General features: G+C 60.9%; 20 protein-coding genes and 1 pseudogene. 16 read left to right on the forward strand and 5 right to left on the reverse strand.

What is annotated here, in order from left to right; all coding sequences use genetic code 11:
• From PHT20_RS10480 to ftsZ, 8 genes and pseudogenes are all read left to right on the forward strand, one after another.
• Positions 1-430 (forward strand): annotated as a pseudogene (locus tag PHT20_RS10480) (UDP-N-acetylmuramoyl-L-alanine--D-glutamate ligase); the annotation flags it as partial.
• Entirely contained in the window at positions 427-1,704 is a 1,278-nt protein-coding gene (gene ftsW, locus PHT20_RS10485) for a putative lipid II flippase FtsW (protein WP_301020488.1), read from the forward strand. The pseudogene PHT20_RS10480 and the gene ftsW, both read left to right, overlap by 4 nt.
• Positions 1,701-2,777 (forward strand): undecaprenyldiphospho-muramoylpentapeptide beta-N-acetylglucosaminyltransferase, encoded by a 1,077-nt coding sequence (gene murG / locus PHT20_RS10490; protein ID WP_301020489.1) that lies wholly within the window; start codon positions 1,701-1,703, stop codon positions 2,775-2,777. The genes ftsW and murG overlap by 4 nt, the downstream gene beginning before the upstream one ends.
• Before the next feature lie 34 nt (positions 2,778-2,811).
• The gene (gene murC, locus PHT20_RS10495; RefSeq protein WP_300088099.1) at positions 2,812-4,230 is read left to right on the forward strand and encodes a UDP-N-acetylmuramate--L-alanine ligase; all 1,419 of its coding nucleotides are present in this window, start codon (positions 2,812-2,814) and stop codon (positions 4,228-4,230) included.
• Positions 4,231-4,241: 11 nt separating this feature from the next.
• Positions 4,242-5,192, forward strand: a complete 951-nt coding sequence (locus PHT20_RS10500; protein ID WP_300088097.1) for a D-alanine--D-alanine ligase — start codon at positions 4,242-4,244, stop codon at positions 5,190-5,192.
• On the forward strand, positions 5,189-5,989 hold the full coding sequence (locus PHT20_RS10505) for a cell division protein FtsQ/DivIB (protein WP_300088095.1): 801 nt from the start codon (positions 5,189-5,191) through the stop codon (positions 5,987-5,989). The genes PHT20_RS10500 and PHT20_RS10505 overlap by 4 nt, the downstream gene beginning before the upstream one ends.
• Before the next feature lie 4 nt (positions 5,990-5,993).
• A complete protein-coding gene (gene ftsA, locus PHT20_RS10510) occupies positions 5,994-7,223 on the forward strand; it encodes a cell division protein FtsA (protein ID WP_300088093.1) in 1,230 nt (409 codons plus the stop codon).
• A 144-nt stretch (positions 7,224-7,367) separates the two neighbouring features.
• Positions 7,368-8,618 (forward strand): cell division protein FtsZ, encoded by a 1,251-nt coding sequence (ftsZ, locus tag PHT20_RS10515; protein WP_301020490.1) that lies wholly within the window; start codon positions 7,368-7,370, stop codon positions 8,616-8,618.
• Between the two features lie 3 nt (positions 8,619-8,621).
• On the opposite strand, the gene PHT20_RS10520 is transcribed toward ftsZ, so the two are convergent.
• Genes PHT20_RS10520 through pyrC form a run of 3 tightly spaced genes read right to left on the reverse strand, consistent with a single transcriptional unit; the run spans position 8,622 to position 11,428 of the window.
• Complete coding sequence (locus tag PHT20_RS10520; RefSeq protein ID WP_300088488.1) at positions 8,622-9,434, reverse strand: DUF3025 domain-containing protein; 813 nt, start codon at positions 9,432-9,434, stop codon at positions 8,622-8,624.
• 32 nt (positions 9,435-9,466) lie between these two features.
• Entirely contained in the window at positions 9,467-10,345 is an 879-nt protein-coding gene (locus PHT20_RS10525; RefSeq protein WP_300088486.1) for an NYN domain-containing protein, read from the reverse strand.
• A gap of 33 nt (positions 10,346-10,378) precedes the next feature.
• Positions 10,379-11,428, reverse strand: a complete 1,050-nt coding sequence (pyrC, locus tag PHT20_RS10530; protein WP_300088492.1) for a dihydroorotase — start codon at positions 11,426-11,428, stop codon at positions 10,379-10,381.
• 117 nt (positions 11,429-11,545) lie between these two features.
• Between pyrC and PHT20_RS10535 the strand changes: the two genes are divergently transcribed.
• Genes PHT20_RS10535 through PHT20_RS10545 form a run of 3 tightly spaced genes read left to right on the forward strand, consistent with a single transcriptional unit; the run spans position 11,546 to position 13,414 of the window.
• Positions 11,546-12,454: a hydroxymethylglutaryl-CoA lyase gene (locus PHT20_RS10535; RefSeq protein WP_300086424.1), complete on the forward strand. Its 909-nt coding sequence runs from the start codon at positions 11,546-11,548 to the stop codon at positions 12,452-12,454.
• Between the two features lie 20 nt (positions 12,455-12,474).
• Positions 12,475-12,762: a DUF1289 domain-containing protein gene (locus PHT20_RS10540; RefSeq protein ID WP_301020491.1), complete on the forward strand. Its 288-nt coding sequence runs from the start codon at positions 12,475-12,477 to the stop codon at positions 12,760-12,762.
• Between the two features lie 31 nt (positions 12,763-12,793).
• Positions 12,794-13,414 carry a 2-hydroxychromene-2-carboxylate isomerase gene (locus tag PHT20_RS10545; RefSeq protein WP_300086429.1) on the forward strand — a complete coding sequence of 207 codons (621 nt, stop codon included), beginning with the start codon at positions 12,794-12,796 and terminating at the stop codon, positions 13,412-13,414.
• Here PHT20_RS10545 and PHT20_RS10550 read toward each other — a convergent pair.
• Positions 13,411-15,642 carry a heavy metal translocating P-type ATPase gene (locus PHT20_RS10550; protein WP_300086432.1) on the reverse strand — a complete coding sequence of 744 codons (2,232 nt, stop codon included), beginning with the start codon at positions 15,640-15,642 and terminating at the stop codon, positions 13,411-13,413. The two genes, PHT20_RS10545 and PHT20_RS10550, sit on opposite strands and share 4 nt — an antisense overlap.
• Positions 15,643-15,718: 76 nt before the next feature.
• On the opposite strand from PHT20_RS10550, the gene PHT20_RS10555 reads away from it, so the two are divergent.
• From PHT20_RS10555 to PHT20_RS10565, 3 genes are all read left to right on the forward strand, one after another.
• Positions 15,719-15,913, forward strand: coding sequence for a heavy-metal-associated domain-containing protein (locus PHT20_RS10555; RefSeq protein WP_300086434.1), 195 nt, complete (start codon positions 15,719-15,721; stop codon positions 15,911-15,913).
• Positions 15,914-15,917: 4 nt separating this feature from the next.
• Complete coding sequence (locus tag PHT20_RS10560) at positions 15,918-16,574, forward strand: Crp/Fnr family transcriptional regulator (RefSeq protein WP_300086437.1); 657 nt, start codon at positions 15,918-15,920, stop codon at positions 16,572-16,574.
• 82 nt (positions 16,575-16,656) lie between these two features.
• Entirely contained in the window at positions 16,657-16,848 is a 192-nt protein-coding gene (locus PHT20_RS10565; RefSeq protein ID WP_300086440.1) for a DUF2892 domain-containing protein, read from the forward strand.
• Between the two features lie 70 nt (positions 16,849-16,918).
• Here the strand turns inward: PHT20_RS10565 and PHT20_RS10570 are convergent, their stop codons facing one another.
• Entirely contained in the window at positions 16,919-17,812 is an 894-nt protein-coding gene (locus PHT20_RS10570; RefSeq protein ID WP_300086443.1) for a recombination-associated protein RdgC, read from the reverse strand.
• A 193-nt stretch (positions 17,813-18,005) separates the two neighbouring features.
• Here PHT20_RS10570 and PHT20_RS10575 point away from each other — a divergent pair, with 193 nt between their 5' ends.
• Together PHT20_RS10575 and PHT20_RS10580 are read left to right on the forward strand one after the other, a co-directional pair.
• Positions 18,006-18,563: a Spy/CpxP family protein refolding chaperone gene (locus PHT20_RS10575; protein ID WP_300086445.1), complete on the forward strand. Its 558-nt coding sequence runs from the start codon at positions 18,006-18,008 to the stop codon at positions 18,561-18,563.
• A gap of 77 nt (positions 18,564-18,640) precedes the next feature.
• Complete coding sequence (locus tag PHT20_RS10580) at positions 18,641-18,853, forward strand: DUF2788 domain-containing protein (protein WP_300086448.1); 213 nt, start codon at positions 18,641-18,643, stop codon at positions 18,851-18,853.
• The last annotated feature ends 1 nt before the right edge of the window (position 18,854 follow it).

Here is an 18,854-nt window from a genome sequence, read left to right on the forward strand (position 1 = left end):
GCGCGATGTTGAATTTTTTGACGACAGCAAAGGCACCAATGTCGGCGCCACTGTGGCCGCTTTGCACGGCCTGGGCGCCGACCGCAAGGTGGTGCTGATTTTGGGCGGCGAGGGCAAGGGGCAAGACTTCAGCCCATTGGCCGACCCGGTGAGCCGCTTTGTGCGCGCGGTGGTGCTGATCGGGCGCGATGCACCGCTGATTCGTGCCGCGCTGGCTGCCACCCCTGTGCCGCTGCTCGATGCGCCTGACATGCCTGCTGCCGTCACCCTGGCCGCGGGGCAAGCCAAGTCGGGCGATGCGGTGCTGATGTCACCTGCCTGTGCCAGCTTTGACATGTTTAACGATTACGAGCACCGCGCCCGCGTCTTTGTGCAAGCGGTGCACGACCTGGCGCTAGAGGCTGGTGTGCTGCTGGAAGGTGAGCCATGAGCCAGGTGGCGAGCTCTTTGTTTGGCCGTCTGGCGCAATTGGGCAGCGTTTGGGGGTGTGCCAAGTCGGCCACCAGCGAGGTGCTGCCGGTGCGCTTGGGGCTGCGCCACCAGCGCGCCACCCAAGCCACACCCAGCCAGGTGCAAGACTTTGATGTGAATCTGGTGTGGGTCACGGTGGCGCTGTTGCTGTGGGGGCTGGTGATGGTTTACTCGGCCTCGATTGCCATGCCCGAGAACCCGCGTTTCGCCAAATACACCTCCACTTATTTCCTGGTGCGCCATGCGCTGTGGCTGTTTTTGGCGGGGGTGGGGGCGCTGGTGGCTTACCAGGTGCCGCTCAAAGTGTGGGAAAAAATGGCGCGCCCACTGTTTGTGCTGTCGCTGGTGTTGCTGCTGCTGGTGCTGATTCCAGGCATCGGCAAGGTGGTCTATGGCGCACGGCGCTGGATCGGCTTGGGCCCCTTGAGTTTTCAACCGTCAGAGCTGGCCAAGTTCACCATGCTGCTGTATGCCGCTGACTACATGGTGCGCAAGATGAAAGAGCGTGAAAACTTCATCCGTGCGGTCTGGCCCATGGGGCTGGCCACCGCCTTGGTGGGCGGGCTGCTGCTGGCCGAGCCCGACATGGGTGCGTTCATGGTAATCGCTGTGATTGCCATGGGCATCTTGTTTTTGGGGGGGGTCAACGCCCGCATGTTTTTCTTGATCTCGTTTGTGCTGATGGGCGCTTTTGCCGCCATCATTGCTGCCAGCCCATGGCGGCGCGAGCGCATTTTTGCCTACCTTGACCCGTGGAGCGAAACCAATGCACTGGCCAAAGGTTACCAACTCACCCATTCGCTGATCGCCATTGGCCGGGGTGAAATTTGGGGCGTGGGGCTGGGCGGCAGTGTGGAAAAACTCAACTGGTTGCCAGAAGCCCACACCGATTTTTTACTGGCCGTGATCGGCGAAGAGTTTGGTCTGGTGGGTGTGGTGCTGGTGGTTGGGCTGTTTTTCTGGCTGGTGCGCCGCATGATGCACATTGGCCGCCAAGCCATTGCGCTAGACCGCGTGTTTGCCGGTTTGGTGGCGCAAGGCGTGGCGGTGTGGATGGGTTTTCAGGCCTTCATCAACATGGGTGTGAACCTGGGCGCGCTGCCCACCAAGGGGTTGACCCTGCCTTTGATGAGTTACGGCGGCTCCGCCATCTTGATCAACCTGGCGGCCATTGCCGTGGTGCTGCGCATTGATGCCGAGAACCGCGCCATGATGCATGGGGGCAGGCTATGAGCAAGTGCGCCTTGATCATGGCCGGCGGTACCGGCGGCCACATTTTTCCGGGTTTGGCCGTGGCGCAAGCGCTGCGCGAGCGGGGCTGGCGTGTGCACTGGTTTGGCGGCAGCGGCAGCCCCGGCCAGCCCAGCATGGAAAGCCAGATCGTGCCCAAGGCGGGTTTTGCATTTGAGTCGATTGACTTTGGTGGTGTGCGCGGCAAGGGCGTGCTGACGCTGGCGCTGCTGCCGCTGCGCTTGCTCAAAGCCTTTTGGCAAAGCCTGCGCCTGGTGCGCCGGGTGCAGCCCGATGTGGTGATTGGCCTGGGCGGTTACATCAGCTTTCCGGGCGGCATGATGAGCGTGCTGCTGGGCAAGCCATTGATTCTGCATGAACAAAATTCGGTGGCTGGGCTGGCCAACAAGGTACTCGCCGGTGTGGCCGACCGGGTGTTCACCGCTTTCCCCCATGTGCTCAAAGGCGCGCAGTGGGTGGGCAACCCCTTGCGTGCCGCCTTTTTGAACCAGCCCGACCCGGCGCAGCGTTTTGCCGGACGAGCAGGCGCCTTGAAGCTGTTGGTGGTGGGGGGCAGTTTGGGTGCCAAAGCGCTCAACGACGTGGTGCCGCAAGCGCTGGCTCTGTTGCCCGCCGAGCAGCGCCCGCAGGTCACCCACCAAAGCGGTGCCAAGCAAATTGAGGCCTTGCGTGCCAACTACGCCGCCGCTGGCGTGGCCGCCACCTTGACCCCGTTCATTGACGACACCGCCCAAGCGTTTGCCGAGGCCGACCTGGTGCTGTGCCGCGCTGGTGCCAGCACGGTGACCGAACTGGCCGCCGTGGGTGCCGCCGCGGTGCTGGTGCCGTTTCCGTTTGCGGTCGATGACCACCAGACCGGCAATGCCCGGTTTTTGTCTGACGCGGGTGCCGCCTGGCTGCTGCCACAAAGCCAACTGTCTGCCACTGGGTTGGCTGATATGCTACTAAAAACAGAGCGTGTTACGCTTATGAATAAAGCGCTAGAGGCCAAAAAGCTTCAAAAAACTGAGGCGGTTGAGGTGCTGGTTCAGGCGTGTGAGGCGCTGGCGCTGTGATCAAAAAACATCAAACTCCTATGGCTCCAACCGCATGAAACACGCCATTCAACACATCCACTTTGTCGGCATTGGTGGTGTCGGCATGTCCGGCATTGCCGAGATTTTGTTCAACCTGGGCTACACCATATCCGGTTCAGACCAGGCCGACAGCGCCACCTTGCAGCGTCTGGCAAGCCTGGGCATTCGCACCTGCTTGGGTCATGCGGCAGAGCACATCAGCGGTGCTGACGCAGTGGTCACTTCGACCGCGGTGCAGGCCGACAACCCCGAGGTGGTGGCCGCCCGGCACAACCGCATTCCCGTGGTGCCGCGCGCCCTGATGCTGGCTGAGTTGATGCGCCTGAAAAAAGGCATTGCCATTGCCGGGACCCATGGCAAAACCACCACCACCAGCCTGGTCGCCAGCGTGCTGGCTGAAGCCCAGCTGGACCCCACATTTGTGATTGGTGGCCGCCTCAACAGCGCCGGCGCTAACGCCCGTCTGGGCCAGGGCGACCACATTGTGGTGGAGGCCGATGAGTCTGATGCGTCGTTTCTGAACCTGTTGCCAGTGATGGCGGTGGTGACCAACATCGACGCCGACCACATGGAAACCTATGGCCACGACTTTGAGCGGCTCAAAAAGGCGTTTGTGGATTTTCTGCACAAGATGCCTTTTTACGGCACGGCTATTCTGTGCACCGATGACCCGGCGGTGCGCAGCATCGTGCCGCACGTCACCTGCCCGATCACCAGCTACGGCTTTGACGAGGGCGCTGAGGTGCGCGCGGTGGAAGTGCGTGCCGTGGGCGGCCAAATGCACTTCACCGTGCAGCGGCGCAATGGCGTGGTGCTGCCTGACCTGCAGGTGGTGCTGAACTTGCCGGGGCGGCACAACGTGCTCAACGCCTTGTCGGCCATTGCGGTGGCGGTGGAACTGGGTATTGACGATGCCGCGGTACTGCGTGCGCTGGCCAGCTTCAAAGGTGTCGGGCGGCGCTTTCAGCGCCACGGTGAGTTGTCCGCCGCGGCGGGTGGCGCGTTTGCCCTGGTGGAAGACTATGGCCACCACCCGGTCGAGATGGCCGCTACCCTGGCTGCGGCGCGTGGCGCGTTTCCCGGGCGGCGCCTGGTGCTGGCGTTTCAGCCACACCGCTTTACCCGCACACGCGACTGTTTCGATGACTTTGTCAAGGTCATGGCGCTGGCCGATGCGGTGCTGCTGACCGAGGTCTACAGCGCCGGTGAAGCGCCCATTGTGGCGGCTGACGGGCGCAGTCTGGCGCGTGCGCTGCGCGTGGCGGGCAAGGTCGAGCCGGTGTTTGTAGACGATGTGGCAGCCCTGCCGCAAGCCATTGTGGAGACCGCCCAAGACGGCGACGTGGTGCTGTGCATGGGCGCAGGCTCGATTGGTGCAGTGGCTGGCAAGGTTGCCATGATGCTACAAAATACAGAGCTACTTACGCAATAAGGACAAGGGCTATGGGTCAATTTCTTATCAATTCTGAAAAAGTGGCGGTGCTGCTGGGGGGCGCCTCGGCTGAGCGCGAGGTGTCGCTCATGTCAGGCTCGGGCGTGTTGCAGGCGCTGCAAAGTCTGGGCGTCAATGCGCACCCATTCGACCCCGCACAACGCGACTTGGGTGACCTCAAGCGTGAGGGGTTCACCCGCTGCTTCATTGCCCTGCATGGCCGCTTTGGCGAAGATGGCACGGTGCAAGGTGCGCTGGAATTGCTGGGCATTCCTTACACCGGGCCGGGCGTGATGACTTCTGCCATGGCCATTGACAAGCAAATGACCAAGCGCCTGTGGCAAGCCGCCGGGTTGCCCACGCCGGCCTGGCGCACGGTGGACAGCGCCGCAGCCACCCATGCGGCGTTGGCCGAGCTGGGCTGCCCCATGATTGTGAAACCCGCACGCGAGGGCTCCACCATCGGCCTGACCAAGGTCACTTCAGCGGCGCAATGTGACGCCGCCTTTGCCCTGGCCGCCAACGCCCATGACGATGTGTTGTGTGAGCAGTTCATTGCCGGGGATGAGGTGACTGTGCCGGTGCTGGGCAGCGGGGCGCAGGCGCATGCCCTGCCGGTGATCCGCATCCAGACGCCTGATGGCAACTATGACTACCAAGCCAAATATTTCACCCACGACACCCGCTACCTGCTGCCGTGCGGCTTGCCCCCAGGAGAAGAGGCGCACATCCAGGCGCTGGTGCTGAAGGCCTACCACAGCCTGGGTTGCCGTGGCTGGGCGCGTGCTGACGTGATGATTGACGCCGCCACGCGCGCGCCCTACCTGCTGGAGATCAACACCAGCCCGGGCATGACCAGCCATTCGCTGGTGCCGATGTCAGCACAACACGCCGGCATCAGCTACCCCGAACTTTGTCTGCAGGTGCTGCGCCTGGCCAGCTTGGACTACGCCGCCGTATGAGCCACACCAAGCCCTTGCCACTGGATGTCAGACTGATGCAGGCCGCAGGCAGCGCCCTGTTTGCGCTGCTGGCTCTGGTGTTGCTGGGCGCCTTGCTGGCCTGGGTGATGCGCTTGCCGGTGTTCAATATTCGCGGGGTCACGGTGGTGGGTGATGTGGCGCACTACAACGCGCTCACGCTCAAGGCCAACGTGATGCCGCGCTTGCAAGGGACTTTTTTCACGCTGGATGTGGCTGCGGCGCGCCAGGTGTTTGAGACCATGCCGTGGGTACGTCAAGCGGTGGTGCGGCGCGATTTCCCCAACCGGCTCAAGGTGCAACTGCAAGAGCATCAAGCGGTGGCCTTCTGGGGCGAGGCGGGCGACTCACGCCTGGTCAACAGCTTTGGCGAAGTGTTTGAAGCCAATGTGGGCGAGCTTGAAAGCGACAACTTGCCGCGCCTGAACGGCCCCAGTGGCCAAAGCGCCGAGGTGTTGGCAATGCAGCGCACCCTAACGCCGCTGCTGGCACGCATGGACTTGACGTTGACGGTGCTGGAGCAGTCGGCCCGGGGCAGCTGGCGTGCTGAGCTTGACACCGGCACGGTGCTGGAGCTGGGCAGCGGCAGCACGCCTGAGCTGGTGGCGCGGCTAGAGCGCTTTTTGGGCACAGTGACCCAAGCCAGCGCGCGCTACGGCCGCAGCGTTGAACAACTGGCCTCGGCCGATTTACGCCATACCGACGGCTACGCCATCAAGCTCGATGGGGTCAGCACGCTCGACACGATTGATAAAAATTCAAGCAAAAGCAACAGGTGACGTAATGGCAAAAGAGTACAAAGATTTGGTCGTGGGGCTCGACATCGGCACCGCCAAGGTGATGGTGGTGGTGGCTGAGGTCATGCCTGACGGCAGTTTGAAACTGGCCGGCCTGGGCGTGGCGCCCAGCAACGGCTTGAAGCGCGGCGTGGTGGTCAACATCGACGCCACGGTGCAAAGCATTCAGCAAGCGCTGAAAGAAGCCGAGCTGATGGCCGACTGCAAGATCACCCGGGTCTACACCGGCATCACCGGTAGCCACATTCGCGGCATGAATTCCCAGGGCATGGTGGCCATCAAAGACCGCGAGGTTACGGCGGCAGATGTGGCGCGGGTGGTGGAAACCGCCAAGGCCATCCACATCAGCACCGACCAGCGCTTGCTGCTGGTGGAGCCGCAAGAGTTCATCATTGACGGGCAAGACGTGAAAGAGCCGATTGGCATGAGTGGCATCCGCATGGAGGCCAAGGTGCATATCGTCACCGGCGCCCAAAGTGCCGCTGAAAACATCATCAAATGCGTGCGCCGCTGCGGCCTGGAGGTGGAGCAACTCATGCTCAACCCCCTGGCCAGCAGCCTGGCGGTACTGACCGAAGACGAGCGTGAGCTGGGCGTGGCCATGGTGGACATTGGTGCGGGCACCACCGACCTGGCCATCTTTACCAATGGCGCCATTCGCCACACTGCGGTGATACCCATTGCCGGTGACCTGATCACCAGCGACATTGCCATGGCGCTGCGCACCCCCACCAAAGACGCGGAAGAGATCAAGGTTGAAAACGGCTACGCCAAGCAGCTGCTGGCCGACCCCGAAGCCCAGGTCGAGGTGCCTGGCCTGGGCGACCGTGGCCCGCGCATGCTCAGCCGCCAGGCGCTGGCGGGTGTGATTGAACCCCGGGTGGAAGAAATTTTCAGCCTGGTGCACCAGGTGATTCGCGAGTCGGGCTTTGAAGAAGTGCTCTCCAGCGGCATTGTGCTCACGGGCGGCAGCGCCATCATGCCGGGCATGGTCGAGCTGGGTGAAGACATCTTTTTGAAACCGGTGCGCCGGGGCATTCCCAAATACCGCGGTGCCTTGTCTGACATGGTGGCGCAGCCGCGTGCGGCCACGGTCATGGGCTTGATGGAAGAGGCGCGCTTAGCGCGTTTGCGCGGTTTCAAGGTGTCACAAAAAAACGGCTCCATGAAGTCCGCCTTTGGCTCGATCAAGGACTGGTTGGTAGGGAACTTTTGACCATGATATTACCGCTTGAACTGCATCACCTGCCCTGCGCTGGCCCGCCACGACGATGGCGCCCCGTGGTGCTCAGACATTTTTTTACAACCCATTGCTTACCCCTTTTTCAATTTTTAAATTTCATTTCCCAAGGAGCACACCATGCCTATTGAACTCATCGACGAAGAAGCATTTAACCAAGGTACCCAGATCAAAGTCATTGGCGTGGGCGGCGGCGGCGGCAACGCCGTGGGGCACATGATTGCCAGCGCCGTACGCGGGGTGGAGTTCATTTGTGCCAATACCGATGCCCAGGTGCTTGACGGCATGGGTGCCCATTGCGTCATTCCGCTGGGCAAGACCGGCTTGGGTGCCGGCGGTGTGCCTGAGCGCGGGCGCGAGGCGGCTGAACTTGCCGTGGAGGCCATCCGCTCGGCCATTGAGGGTGCCCACATGTTGTTCATTACTGCGGGCATGGGCGGCGGCACTGGTACGGGTGCTGCACCCGTGATTGCGCGGGTGGCGCGGGAAATGGGCATTTTGACCGTGGGCGTGGTCACCAAACCTTTCAGTTTTGAGGGCAACAAGCGCATGAAAAATGCCGAGGCCGGTTTGGCTGAGCTTGAAGCCAATGTGGACTCGATGATTGTGGTGTTGAATGAAAAACTGCAAGAAGTTCTGGGCGAGGACGCCTCTGAAGAAGAAGCTTTTGCCAGTGCCAATGATGTGCTGAAAAACGCCGTGGGCGGCATTGCCGAGATCATCAACGTCAAAGGCCATGTGAACGTCGATTTTGAAGACGTGCGCACCGTCATGGGCGAGCCAGGCAAGGCCATGATGGGCACCGCCCAGGCCACCGGCCCTGATCGCGCCCGCATTGCCGCCGAGCAGGCGGTGGCCTGCCCGCTGCTGGAAGGGGTGGATTTGTCTGGTGCCAAGGGCGTGCTGGTGTTGATTTCGGCCGCCAAAGGCTCGCTTAAATTGCGCGAATCTGGCTTGGCCATGAGCACCATTCGGGCCTTTGCCCACGAAGATGCCAACGTGATTTACGGCACCGCACATGACGACTCGCTGGGCGAGGCCATTCGCGTCACCGTGGTGGCCACCGGTTTGAGTCGCACCCGCCCCAAGCTGCAGGTGTTGCCCACCGAGCAGCGCCGCACCGGCACAGACGACGTGCCGTTCACCGTGGTCAGCCCCATGGGCACGCCGATGTCGGCCAGTGCCGGCTCGGCCATGGCAGCAACGCCTGCAGCAGGGCGCATGCAACCCGACTACGGCGGCATGAACACCCCCAGCGTGTGGCGCCGTCCGCACGACCGCACCAGCGCTGCGGCCAAGGTTGATGCTTTGTCCAGTGGTGGCATGGACGACTTTGAAATCCCGGCCTTCCTGCGCAAGCAAGCCGATTGATTTTCAGAGGCGCTTCGCTTCAAGCCTGGGTGCTGGCTGCCGTGGTGGCCTGAACACGCTGCGGTCGGCATAGAAGTCAGGCTGCGTGTTGGCAGGCCACCAGCCGGGCACACCCAGCACCGGCAGGTGTGCAAAAGGCTTGCCTGCAAGCTGGTCTGCGCTGAGGTAGTGCGCCAGCCAGGTGTCTAAATCCACTATAGATTGAATAGCTAGTGGTGCAGGAATGACATGGGCTGTGATAGGTTTTCTTGGGTAAACCAGTTTTTCCAAGAGGGCGTGGCCAAACAGCACCAGTCGGGACTGATGCCACAGCGGAGCCAGGGTGCCAAACACCGCTTGCCAGTCTTTGGCCGCTAACGCCTGCCACAGCGCATCGGGCGCACACAGCACGGCTGCATTTTCATCAAACACCGTCAAGGCATCACGCGTTGCGCCACGCACTGTGGCCACGCCGCTGTGCGCCACGTCCGCCGCTTGCAACTGGGTCATGTGCAGCTGGTTCAGGCGGCGCTTGGTGTGGGGAAAAAGCAGCCAGGCCAAGCCGTTGAAAAAATCATGCCGCCCCTCGCGGGTGGGGCAGGCGTGCTGCTCAAAAATACAGCGCTCATAGGCCATGCCTGCGGGCAAGGCCGTTTGCGGCACAAAGTGCATCGGGCGTGTGCACGGGTCTGGCCAAAGCCTTTGCGCCATGGTGTTGAGTGCCTCTGGTTGCGGCGTTCCCGTCAGCACCTGTGCCGCCGTGGCCTGTCCCAACGCCTGCCATGGCTGCAGCCAGGGGGCTTGCCAGTCAATCTTCGTTAATGCATCTGAAGTCAAGGCGAGTGCATATCCAGGGAAGATTCCAATGGTCAAACAGGTAGCTTCAGAAGTTTGATTTGCTTGGCTGGACCGGTAGTCGGAACAACCTTGAAATAACTGGGGTGTTTTCGAAACAATTCATGCAATGGTTTGCTTCCTTTGGCGATGCCACTGGCGCGCAAAGGACTGCCAATTTGATTCAAATTTTTAACTGTATTCGCAAGCCAACCGGGCAGCACCTCAAGAATAAGTTTGACTGCTGCAGGGTCATCTGTTTGAGCGGCAGTCGCCTTGCTCGCTCCCTTTGTTGGCATCTCTAATGAGGGTTTGGGTTGTGCCAATGCTGGATGCTTCACGCTCAACTGAGGTGACTGGGCTGCTTGGGAATCAAGTTTTTCAGCCTTTGAATCAACCGCATCTTTGACGACTTGATGTGGAATGAGGCGATTTGCAGACTTGTCTTTCGAGGACGATGCCGTGAAATTGCCGTCCATTTGGGTCAAGTCGTCCACAAAAACAACCTCGTCATAGGCGATAGCCAACGCATGAGGGTTTGAGTTGAGGTGATTGGCAAAACAAAGTACTCGGTGACCCGATTCACGCAGTCGCAAGGCCAGTGGCGCAAAGTCTGCATCACTTGAAACAATGGCAACTGTTGCTGGTAGGTGCAAACTGTGGAGCAAGTCCATGGCATCAATTGTCAAAGAAACATCCGTGGTGCCTTTGCCCTGATTAACCAAGGCTCTCACAGCGTGTTCACGAAGGACATCTTTCATGCCGGTGAGCTTTTCGAGTCCACCGTACGCACGTCGAATGGGAAGTTGATAACCCTTGAGGGTCAGGTATTTGAAAACGTTTGCAACCTCATTCGGCGATAAATTGTCAGCGTCAATCAAAAGAGCCAATTGAGGTGAAGCCAGATTTTTCATTTTGATGGCATCAATGTTGAAAGTAACGCTGTTTCAAACCACACGCCAGGGCAAGGGTTCGCCACCACCCAGGGGTTTGAGCAGGGCTTCGCCAAACGGGTAGCTCTCGGGCGGGGTCCAACTTTCGCGGCGCAGGGTCAGGGTGCCGGTGTTGCGGGGTAGGCCGTAAAAGTCGGCACCGTGAAAGCTGGCAAAGGCTTCAAGCCGGTCCAATGCGCCCTGCGCGTCAAAGGCTTGGGCATAAAGCTCCATGGCTGCGTGGGCGGTGTAGCAGCCGGCGCAGCCGCTGGCGTGTTCTTTCAGGTGTACCGGGTGTGGCGCGCTGTCGGTGCCCAGAAAAAACTTGGGGTTGCCGCTGGTGGCTGCTGCCAGCAGTGCCTGGCGATGGGTTTCGCGCTTGAGCACGGGCAGGCAGTAGTAGTGGGGGCGCAGGCCACCGGTGAAGATGGCGTTGCGGTTGAACAGCAGGTGGTGCGCGGTCAGGGTGGCGGCCACAAAACGGTCGGATTCGCGCACATAGTCAGCGGCGTCTTGGGTGGTGATGTGTTCAAACACAATTTTCAGCTCAGGAAAATCTCGCCGCAGTGGCATCAGCTGGGTGTCAATGAAGACGGCTTCGCGGTCAAACAAGTCCACCTCTGGGGTGGTCACTTCGCCATGCACCAGCAGCGGCAGGCCGGCACGTTGCATGGCTTCGAGCGTGGGGTAAGTGTGGCGCAGAGCAGTTACACCCGCATCGCTGTGGGTGGTGGCGCCGGCTGGGTAAAGCTTGACGGCCACCACACCGGCGGCTTGGGCGCGCGCAATTTCGTCGGGCGCCAAGGTGTCTGTGAGGTACAGCGTCATGAGCGGTTCAAAGTGCTGGCCTGCGGGCACCGCAGCTTGAATGCGCGCCTTGTAAGACAAGGCTTGCGCGGTGGTGGTGACGGGTGGGCGCAGGTTGGGCATGATGATGGCGCGGCCAAATTGGGCGGCGGTGTGCGGCACCACGGCCGCCAGGGCGGCAGCGTCGCGCACATGCAGATGCCAGTCGTCAGGGCGGGTCAGCGTCAGGGTTTGGAGGGGGGTAGGTGACTTGTTCATGGCTTGGATTGTCGCCAAAGTTACCCAGGCAGCCAGCGCATCCGTCGGCATAATCTGCACACAACGGCTACGTCGTGCACGACTCCAGCCCCACAAGTTCAACCAGAAAGTTGCCTCATGTCCCTTCCTTCGCATGTTCGCTTGATTGATGTCGGCCCACGAGATGGCCTGCAAAACGAAAAGCAAATGGTGCCCACCGCAGTCAAGGTAGCGCTGGTGCAGCGCTTGCAAGCGGCGGGACTGAAAGAGATTGAGGTGACCAGTTTTGTGTCGCCCAAATGGGTGCCACAAATGGCCGACAACGCGCAGGTGATGGCCGGCTTGGTGCGCCAGGCGGGGGTGCGCTATTCGGTGCTGACCCCCAATCTGCAAGGCTTTCAGGCGGCGCTGGCCAGCGCGCCCGATGAAATTGTGGTGTTTGGTGCGGCCAGCGAGGCATTTAGCCAGAAAAACATCAATTGCTCGATGGCGCAAAGCATTGAGCGCTTTGCGCCGGTGGTGGCGGCCGCGCTGGCCGCTGGCATAGGCGTGCGCGGGGCGATGAGTTGCACGGTGGGTTCCCCCTATGAGGGCGAGATTGCGCCCGAGCGGGTGAGCACTTTGGCGGGCTTGATGAAAAGCATTGGCGTGCAGCGTGTGGATGTGGCTGACACCATTGGCGTAGGCACGCCGCTGAAGGTGCAGCGCGCCCTGGACGCGGCGCTGAAGCACTTTGACCTTGACCACGTGTCTGGCCATTTTCATGACACCTATGGCCAGGCGCTGGCCAACACCTTGGCGGCGCTGCAGCTGGGGGTGTGGAACTTTCAGTCGTCGGTGGCCGGGCTGGGCGGCTGCCCTTATGCCAAGGGTGCCACCGGCAATGTGGCCACCGAAGACGTGGTGTACATGCTGCATGGCATGGGCATTGACACCGGCATCGACCTGGACCAGCTGATGGACGCTGGGCAGTTCATCAGCCAATTTTTGGGCCGCGACACCGCTTCGCGCGTGGCCAAGGCCTTGTTGACCCAACGGTGCGCCTGACCAGGTGCCCGGGAGATGTCATGAGTTTTTCGCCTAAAGCTATGATTTACATAGCTGCTACTGCACGCGATATAAGCGCTAGAGGCCAAAAGTATGCACAAGGTTTGCCCTCGCCATGCATGTCGGTATGCCACATGGATGAGGCCAGTGGCTTGTGCCAAGGTTGCCTGCGCACGCTCGATGAAATCACCGTGTGGGGTGGTGCAGATGAAGCCCAGAAGCGGCGCATCTGGCAAGCCATTGAAGCCCGGGTGGCGCCACGGCTGGCAGCGGCAGAAGCGGCGCTGTTTGACGCTGAGGGCTTGTAAGGCCATACCTTCAGAACGTAAGACCTGAACCATGAAACACATCACGTTTGACCTTGACTTCATTTCGCCCTATGCCTACCTGGCGTTTGAGGCGTTGCCGCAAGCCCTGATGGGCTTGAGCTATCAGGTGAGCTACCGCCCCATTTTGTTTGCGGGCTTGCTCAAGCACCACGGACAGCGCGGCCCGGCACAGATTGTGGGAAAGCGGGAATGGACTTACCGCCAGGTGCTTTGGCTGGCGCAGCAGCATCAGGTGGCGCTGCAGTTGCCCGCCCAGCATCCGTTCAACCCTTTGGGATTGTTGCGTCTGGCCGTGGCCTGTGGGCAAGACGGCTTGGCCAACCGCCAGGTCTGCGAGACCTTGTTTCGGCATGTCTGGCAGGGTGGTGCCGATGCGGCAGATGGGCAGCGTCTGCAGCAGGTGAGTGCCTGGCTGGCACCGTTGCGTGACCCCGCCAGCGCGGCAGTCAAAGCGCAGCTACAGGCCAACACCGCGCAGGCCTTGGCCGACGGGGTGTTTGGTGTGCCCTCGTTTCAGGTAGACGGCAAACTCTTTTGGGGGCTGGATGCGCTGCCCATGTTGCGTGCTTATCTGGCGGGCGATGCCACGGTGGAGAAGCTGTGGGCAGCGCCCATGCCTTTCAATTTCTAGCCCACCGCTTTGGTGGCTGGCAGTTTCCAGCGCTTGAGCAGCAAGGCGTTGCTCATCACACTCACCGAACTCATGGCCATGGCGGCACCGGCCAGCACGGGGTTCAGGTACCCCAAGGCGGCCAGCGGAATGCCTGCCACGTTGTAGATGAACGCCCAAAACAGGTTTTGCCTGATTTTGGCCACGCAGCGGTCTGAAATGTCCAGCGCCGCGGCCACCAAGGCCAGGTCGCCACGCATCAGGGTGATGCCGGCCGCGTGCATGGCCACGTCGGTGCCGCCGCCTTCGTTGGCCATGGCCATGCCGACATCGGCCGCGGCCAGCGCGGGTGCGTCGTTGACCCCGTCGCCGACCATGACCACGGTGTGTCCCTGGGCTTTGAGTTGGCTGATGTGGTGGGCTTTGTCGCCGGGCAGCACGTCGCTGATGACTTCATCCGGCTGCAGCCCCACCTGTTGGGCCATGGCCAGGGCGGCACTGCGGTGGTCGCCAGAGAGCATCATCACGCGCAAGCCCCGCGTCCGCAGCGTGTCCAGTGCCGTGCTGGCATTGGGTTTGGGCTCGTCGCCAAAGGCCAACACGGCCAAGGCCTGGCGCCCCGCCGGGGTCTGCTGCGCCAACAGCGCCAAAGAATGGCCAGCGTTTTGCAGCCTGTGCACGTGGTCAGCCAAGTCACCCAGGGGCAGGTTCAGCTCTTGCATCCAGCGCAGGCTGCCCAGCATGTAGTCGCCACCGTCTACCCAGCCGCGCAGGCCTTTGCCGGGCGTGGTTTGCAACTGGGTCACGGCTGGCCAGCTGATGTGCTGCGCAGCGGCGTGCAGCATCACAGCGCGTGCCAGCGGGTGGCTGCTGCCGCTTTGCAGGGACGCCGCCACGCTCAGTACGCTGGCGGCATCGGTGCCCGCCATGGGAACCACCTCGGTCAGCCGGGCTTGCCCCACGGTGAGCGTGCCGGTTTTGTCAAACACCACCACGTCGGCCTTGTGCGCCAGCTCCAGCGCCTGCGCGTCTTTGATCAAAATGCCATTTTGTGCGGCTACCCCGGTGCCGGCCATGATGGCGGCAGGTGTGGCCAGACCCAGTGCGCAGGGGCAGGCAATCACCAGCACGGTGACCGCGTTGATGACGGCCAGCTCAAACGCCAGCCCGTGTGCCAGCCAGCCCAGCAGCGTCAGCAGCGCCAACCCCAGCACCACCGGCACAAACACTGCGCTGACCTTGTCGACCAAGCGCTGAATGGGTGCCTTGGCGGCTTGCGCGTCTTCCACCAGCGCAATGATGCCCGCCAACACGGTGTCGACCCCGGTGGCCTTGACCTGAATCACCACCCGGCCGTCGCCATTGAGTGTGCCCCCGGTGACCTTGTCTTGAACGGTTTTGGCCACCGGCAGAGGTTCGCCGGTCAGCATCGACTCATCGACCTGGGTTTGGCCTTCAAGCACCACGCCATCGACGGCAAAACGCTCGCCGGGGCGCACCACCAGTTCGTCACCCGCCAGCACCTCGTCGATGGGCACATCCACTTCGCCGTCAAGCCCCAGCAGGTGCGCGGTGTCGGGTCGCAGCGCATGCAGCGCGCGAATGGCCGAGGTGGTTTGGCGTTTGGCGCGTGCTTCAAGCCACTTGCCCAGCAGTACCAGGGTAATGACCACAGCCGAGCCTTCAAAGTACAAATGCGGCTGAGCCCCAGGCGCGCTGCTGAGCCACAGCCACACCGACAGCAGCCAGCCCGCAGTGGTGCCCAGTGACACCAGCAAGTCCATGTTGCCACTGAGCGACTTGAGTGAGTGCCAACCAGCCTTATAAAACCGCGCCCCCAAAATAAACTGCACCGGGGTGGCCAAAGCAAACTGCAGCCAGGCTGGCAGCATCCAGTGTTGCCCCCACAAGCCCCCCAGCATGGGCAGCATCAGCGGCATGGACAGCAGCAGACCCAGCGCCACCGGGGCAAACCCCGCCCAGTTGGATGCGCTGGGGGCATCAATGGCGGCATTGGCGGCCACTGGCTCATACCCGGCATCACGCACGGCACGCCTGAGCCGGGCTTCTATCTGCTCGGAGGCATTGACCACAACACGCGCCGATTCGGTGGCCAGGTTGACGCTGACTTCGGTCACGCCAGGAACTTTTTTCAACGCCCGCTCGGCTCGACCCACGCACGAGGCGCAGGTCATGCCGTGAATGCCAATGTCAATGCGCAGGGTGCTGGGGTTTTGAGGTGATGTCATGGTGGGTGGTGAAGCAGCGGGGTGAAAAGGTCACAATAGTCTTCTCAGATAAACCGCTATTTTCGAAGGATTTGAGATGAAGCAGATATTTACGGTGACGGGCATGACCTGTGAGCATTGCGAGAAAACCGTGGTGCGGGCAGTGCGCCTGTTAGACCGCAGCGCTGAAGTGCAGGCAGACCGCCATGCCAACCGGGTGGAGGTGACCTCCACGCAGCCGCGCGAGGCGTTGGCAAAAGCCATTGCCGAAGAAGGTTTTACCGTTGCCTGAGCGCATGTCTGGCCTGGATTGGACCGCGCAGCTGGTGCACTTGTACCCATCGCTGGCGCAGGTGCAGCCGCAGCCTGCGGCGCCGGAGTCTGGGCTGGCATCGTTTGAGGTGCCCGCCCAAACCGTGCTTTTTAGCGAAAACGCACCCTGCCAGGGTTTCCCTCTGGTGCTGCAAGGCGAGATCAAGGTGTCGCGCAACTCAGACGACGGGCGTTCGCTGGAGCTGTACCGCGTGGTGCCCGGTGAGTTGTGTCTGGTCTCTAGCGCCAGCCTGTTTCGGGCGCAGCCGCTGTCGGCTTGCGGCATCACCACCAAGCCCAGCACGTTGATGCTGATTGGGGTGGCGCTGTTCAAACGTTGGCTGGAAACCCCGGCGTTTCGCAACGACGTGCTGGGCTTGTTTGCTGATCGCATGGCCGACTTGACCGCTTTGGTGGATGCTGTGGCGTTTCAAAAGCTCGACCGTCGCCTGGCTGCGGCACTGCTGGGGCACGGCCAGCAGTTGCGTATCACCCACCAAAGTTTGGCCGACGAGCTGGGCACAGTGCGCGAAATCGTGACCCGTTTGCTGCGCCGCTTTGAGCGCGAAGGCTGGGTCAGCTTGGGGCGAGAGCAGATTCAGATCATCAACGGCGCCGCTTTGCGTGCCTTGGCTGGGTGACTTGAGTCACAGACCCTAGGGGTTCGGACAGGTGTAATACGCAGGCTGTTTTCTCTTTAACCTGTTTATTCAAGGACTTTTTATGAAATCAAATGTTGGCGGTATTGACCGCATCTTGCGCATTGTGCTGGGGCTGGTGTTGCTTGGCTTGACCCTCATGGGCACCATTGGTGTCTGGGGTTGGTTGGGCGTGGTGCCGCTGGCCACGGGTGCTATCGGCTGGTGTCCGCCCTACGCCATTTTTGGTTTCAATACCTGTTCAATGAAGAAGTAAGCGCCATCAGGCGTCAAAAAGGCGGCTTTGGCCGCCTTTTTTGGGTTACGAGGCTGGTCAAGGACGCGCCCTAAGCCTGCATTTCGCCACCCAAGGCTTCCAATAAGACCGGCAAAGCTTGCTGCAGTTCGCCGGTGGCGATGGTCACATCGGCATCAAAGCCATCGTCTTTGCTGGCGCTGGCGCCTTCAAACACCACGTCCAAAAAAGCCACTTTTTTCAGTTGCAGGCCTTCGGTCAAGACAAATGACACGCGGTCGTTCCAGGTCAAGGCCAGGCGGGTGGGCATTTTCCCGCCCTCGATGTGTTGCTTGACTTCGTCGGTGTCAAGTCGGTGGCGGGCGTAGCGCACCACGGCTTTGGACTCGTCTGCGGCTTTCAGCTCACACTCCCTGTCCACGCTGAAACCCTGTGGCGCTTCCATGCTGACCAGCCACTCGGCCATGGCTGCACTGGGCGAGGTTTGGGTGTTGACCAGTGCCAGCGCCAAGCCCGGCAGGCATTGCACCAGCAGCGTGACCAGCTCGTCGGCACGCGCTTGGCTGCTGGCATCCATGACCAGCAGGTTGGCCGCGCGGTCAATCCAAACCCAGGTGCTGGAGAGTTTGGTAAAGGCCATGGGCAGCAGTTCCAGGCGAATGTCGTCTTTGAGGTCGCGGGTTTCTTTCTTGCCGGGCTTGCGTCCGGTGGTGGCTTCAATCTGCGCCGCCCGCTCCTGGGCTTTGCGGTTGACCACCGAGGCCGGCAGGGCACGGGTCTCGGTCATCAGCTTCAACACCCATTGCCCTGCCACTACTTCCAGCAGCGGTCCGTGGTCAACGCCTCGGGGCTCGATCCAGCCCACAGATTTTTCTTGCGATGCGCCACAGGCCACAAACGGGTGGTCATGCAAGCGGGTTTCAACTTCTTCGGCGGTGCTGCTCCAGCCCGGCACGATGCGGTACATGATGATGTTCTTAAACACAAAAAAACCTTTGCTCAATGGGATACAAAAGCCGCTGATCATCCCATCAATTCACGGCTGCAGCGGCTCCAAACTTGGCAAAACTTTACAAAGCTTTGAAGTTGACACACAGGCGCGATACACAGGCTGCGCACAATTCATTTCACACCGATGCTCATGTTGAGTCAGCGGTTTTAACTTGAAGGACTTGATCATGAAAACGAATCTCAAAATTTCTCTGGTCGCTGGTTTGTTGTTGGCTGCTGGTTGGGCTTACTCAGCCTCCCCCATGGGTGGAGGGCAGTGCGACATGATGGGTGGCATGCAAGGCCAGGGCATGGGACAGCACAGCATGGGCAAGATGGACCCGGCCAAAATGCAGGCCATGATGGACAAGCGCCATGCTGCGTTGAAGGCTCAGTTGAAGCTCACGCCAGCGCAAGAAGCAGCCTGGACCACTTTCACCGAGTCGCACAAAGCCCCAGGTGGCATGATGGGCAAACAGCCTGCTGCCATGGCTGACATGGCCAAGCTCACCACCCCAGAGCGCATGGACAAAATGAAGGAAATGCGCGCCCAACGCATGGGTGAAATGGCCGCCGCCATGGACAAGCGCATGGAAGCTACCAAGGCGTTTTATGCTGTGTTGACCCCAGAGCAACAAAAAACTTTTGATGCACATGAAATGATGGGTCAAGGCCATGCGCAGGGCGCCAAAGGCATGCATGGCGGCGGGCGCGGTCAAAAAGGCCAGATGCAACCCAATTCATAGGGGCAGGGAACTGAGGTTAAGCTAGAACACTCAAAGTTGACTGTTTCTTAACCTCAGACCTGAAAGAACCCTTGCCCATGTTTGGCTATACAGAAGAACAAATCGCTGCTTTTGGCATGACCTTTGGCGTTGGTGGCCTGATGCTTTACATGCTGTTCATCATTGGGCAGCTGGCATGGGAGTCGAAAGCTGGCAAGTTTGGTTTTTTTGTCATGATGCTGGGCTTGGCATTTGGCATGGTGGGGTTCGTGGCCAAGTACATGATCCAGTGGGTCATGGACATCAAGTGAC

The organism is Rhodoferax sp. (assembly GCF_028715765.1).
GTDB lineage: Bacteria > Pseudomonadota > Gammaproteobacteria > Burkholderiales > Burkholderiaceae_C > Rhodoferax.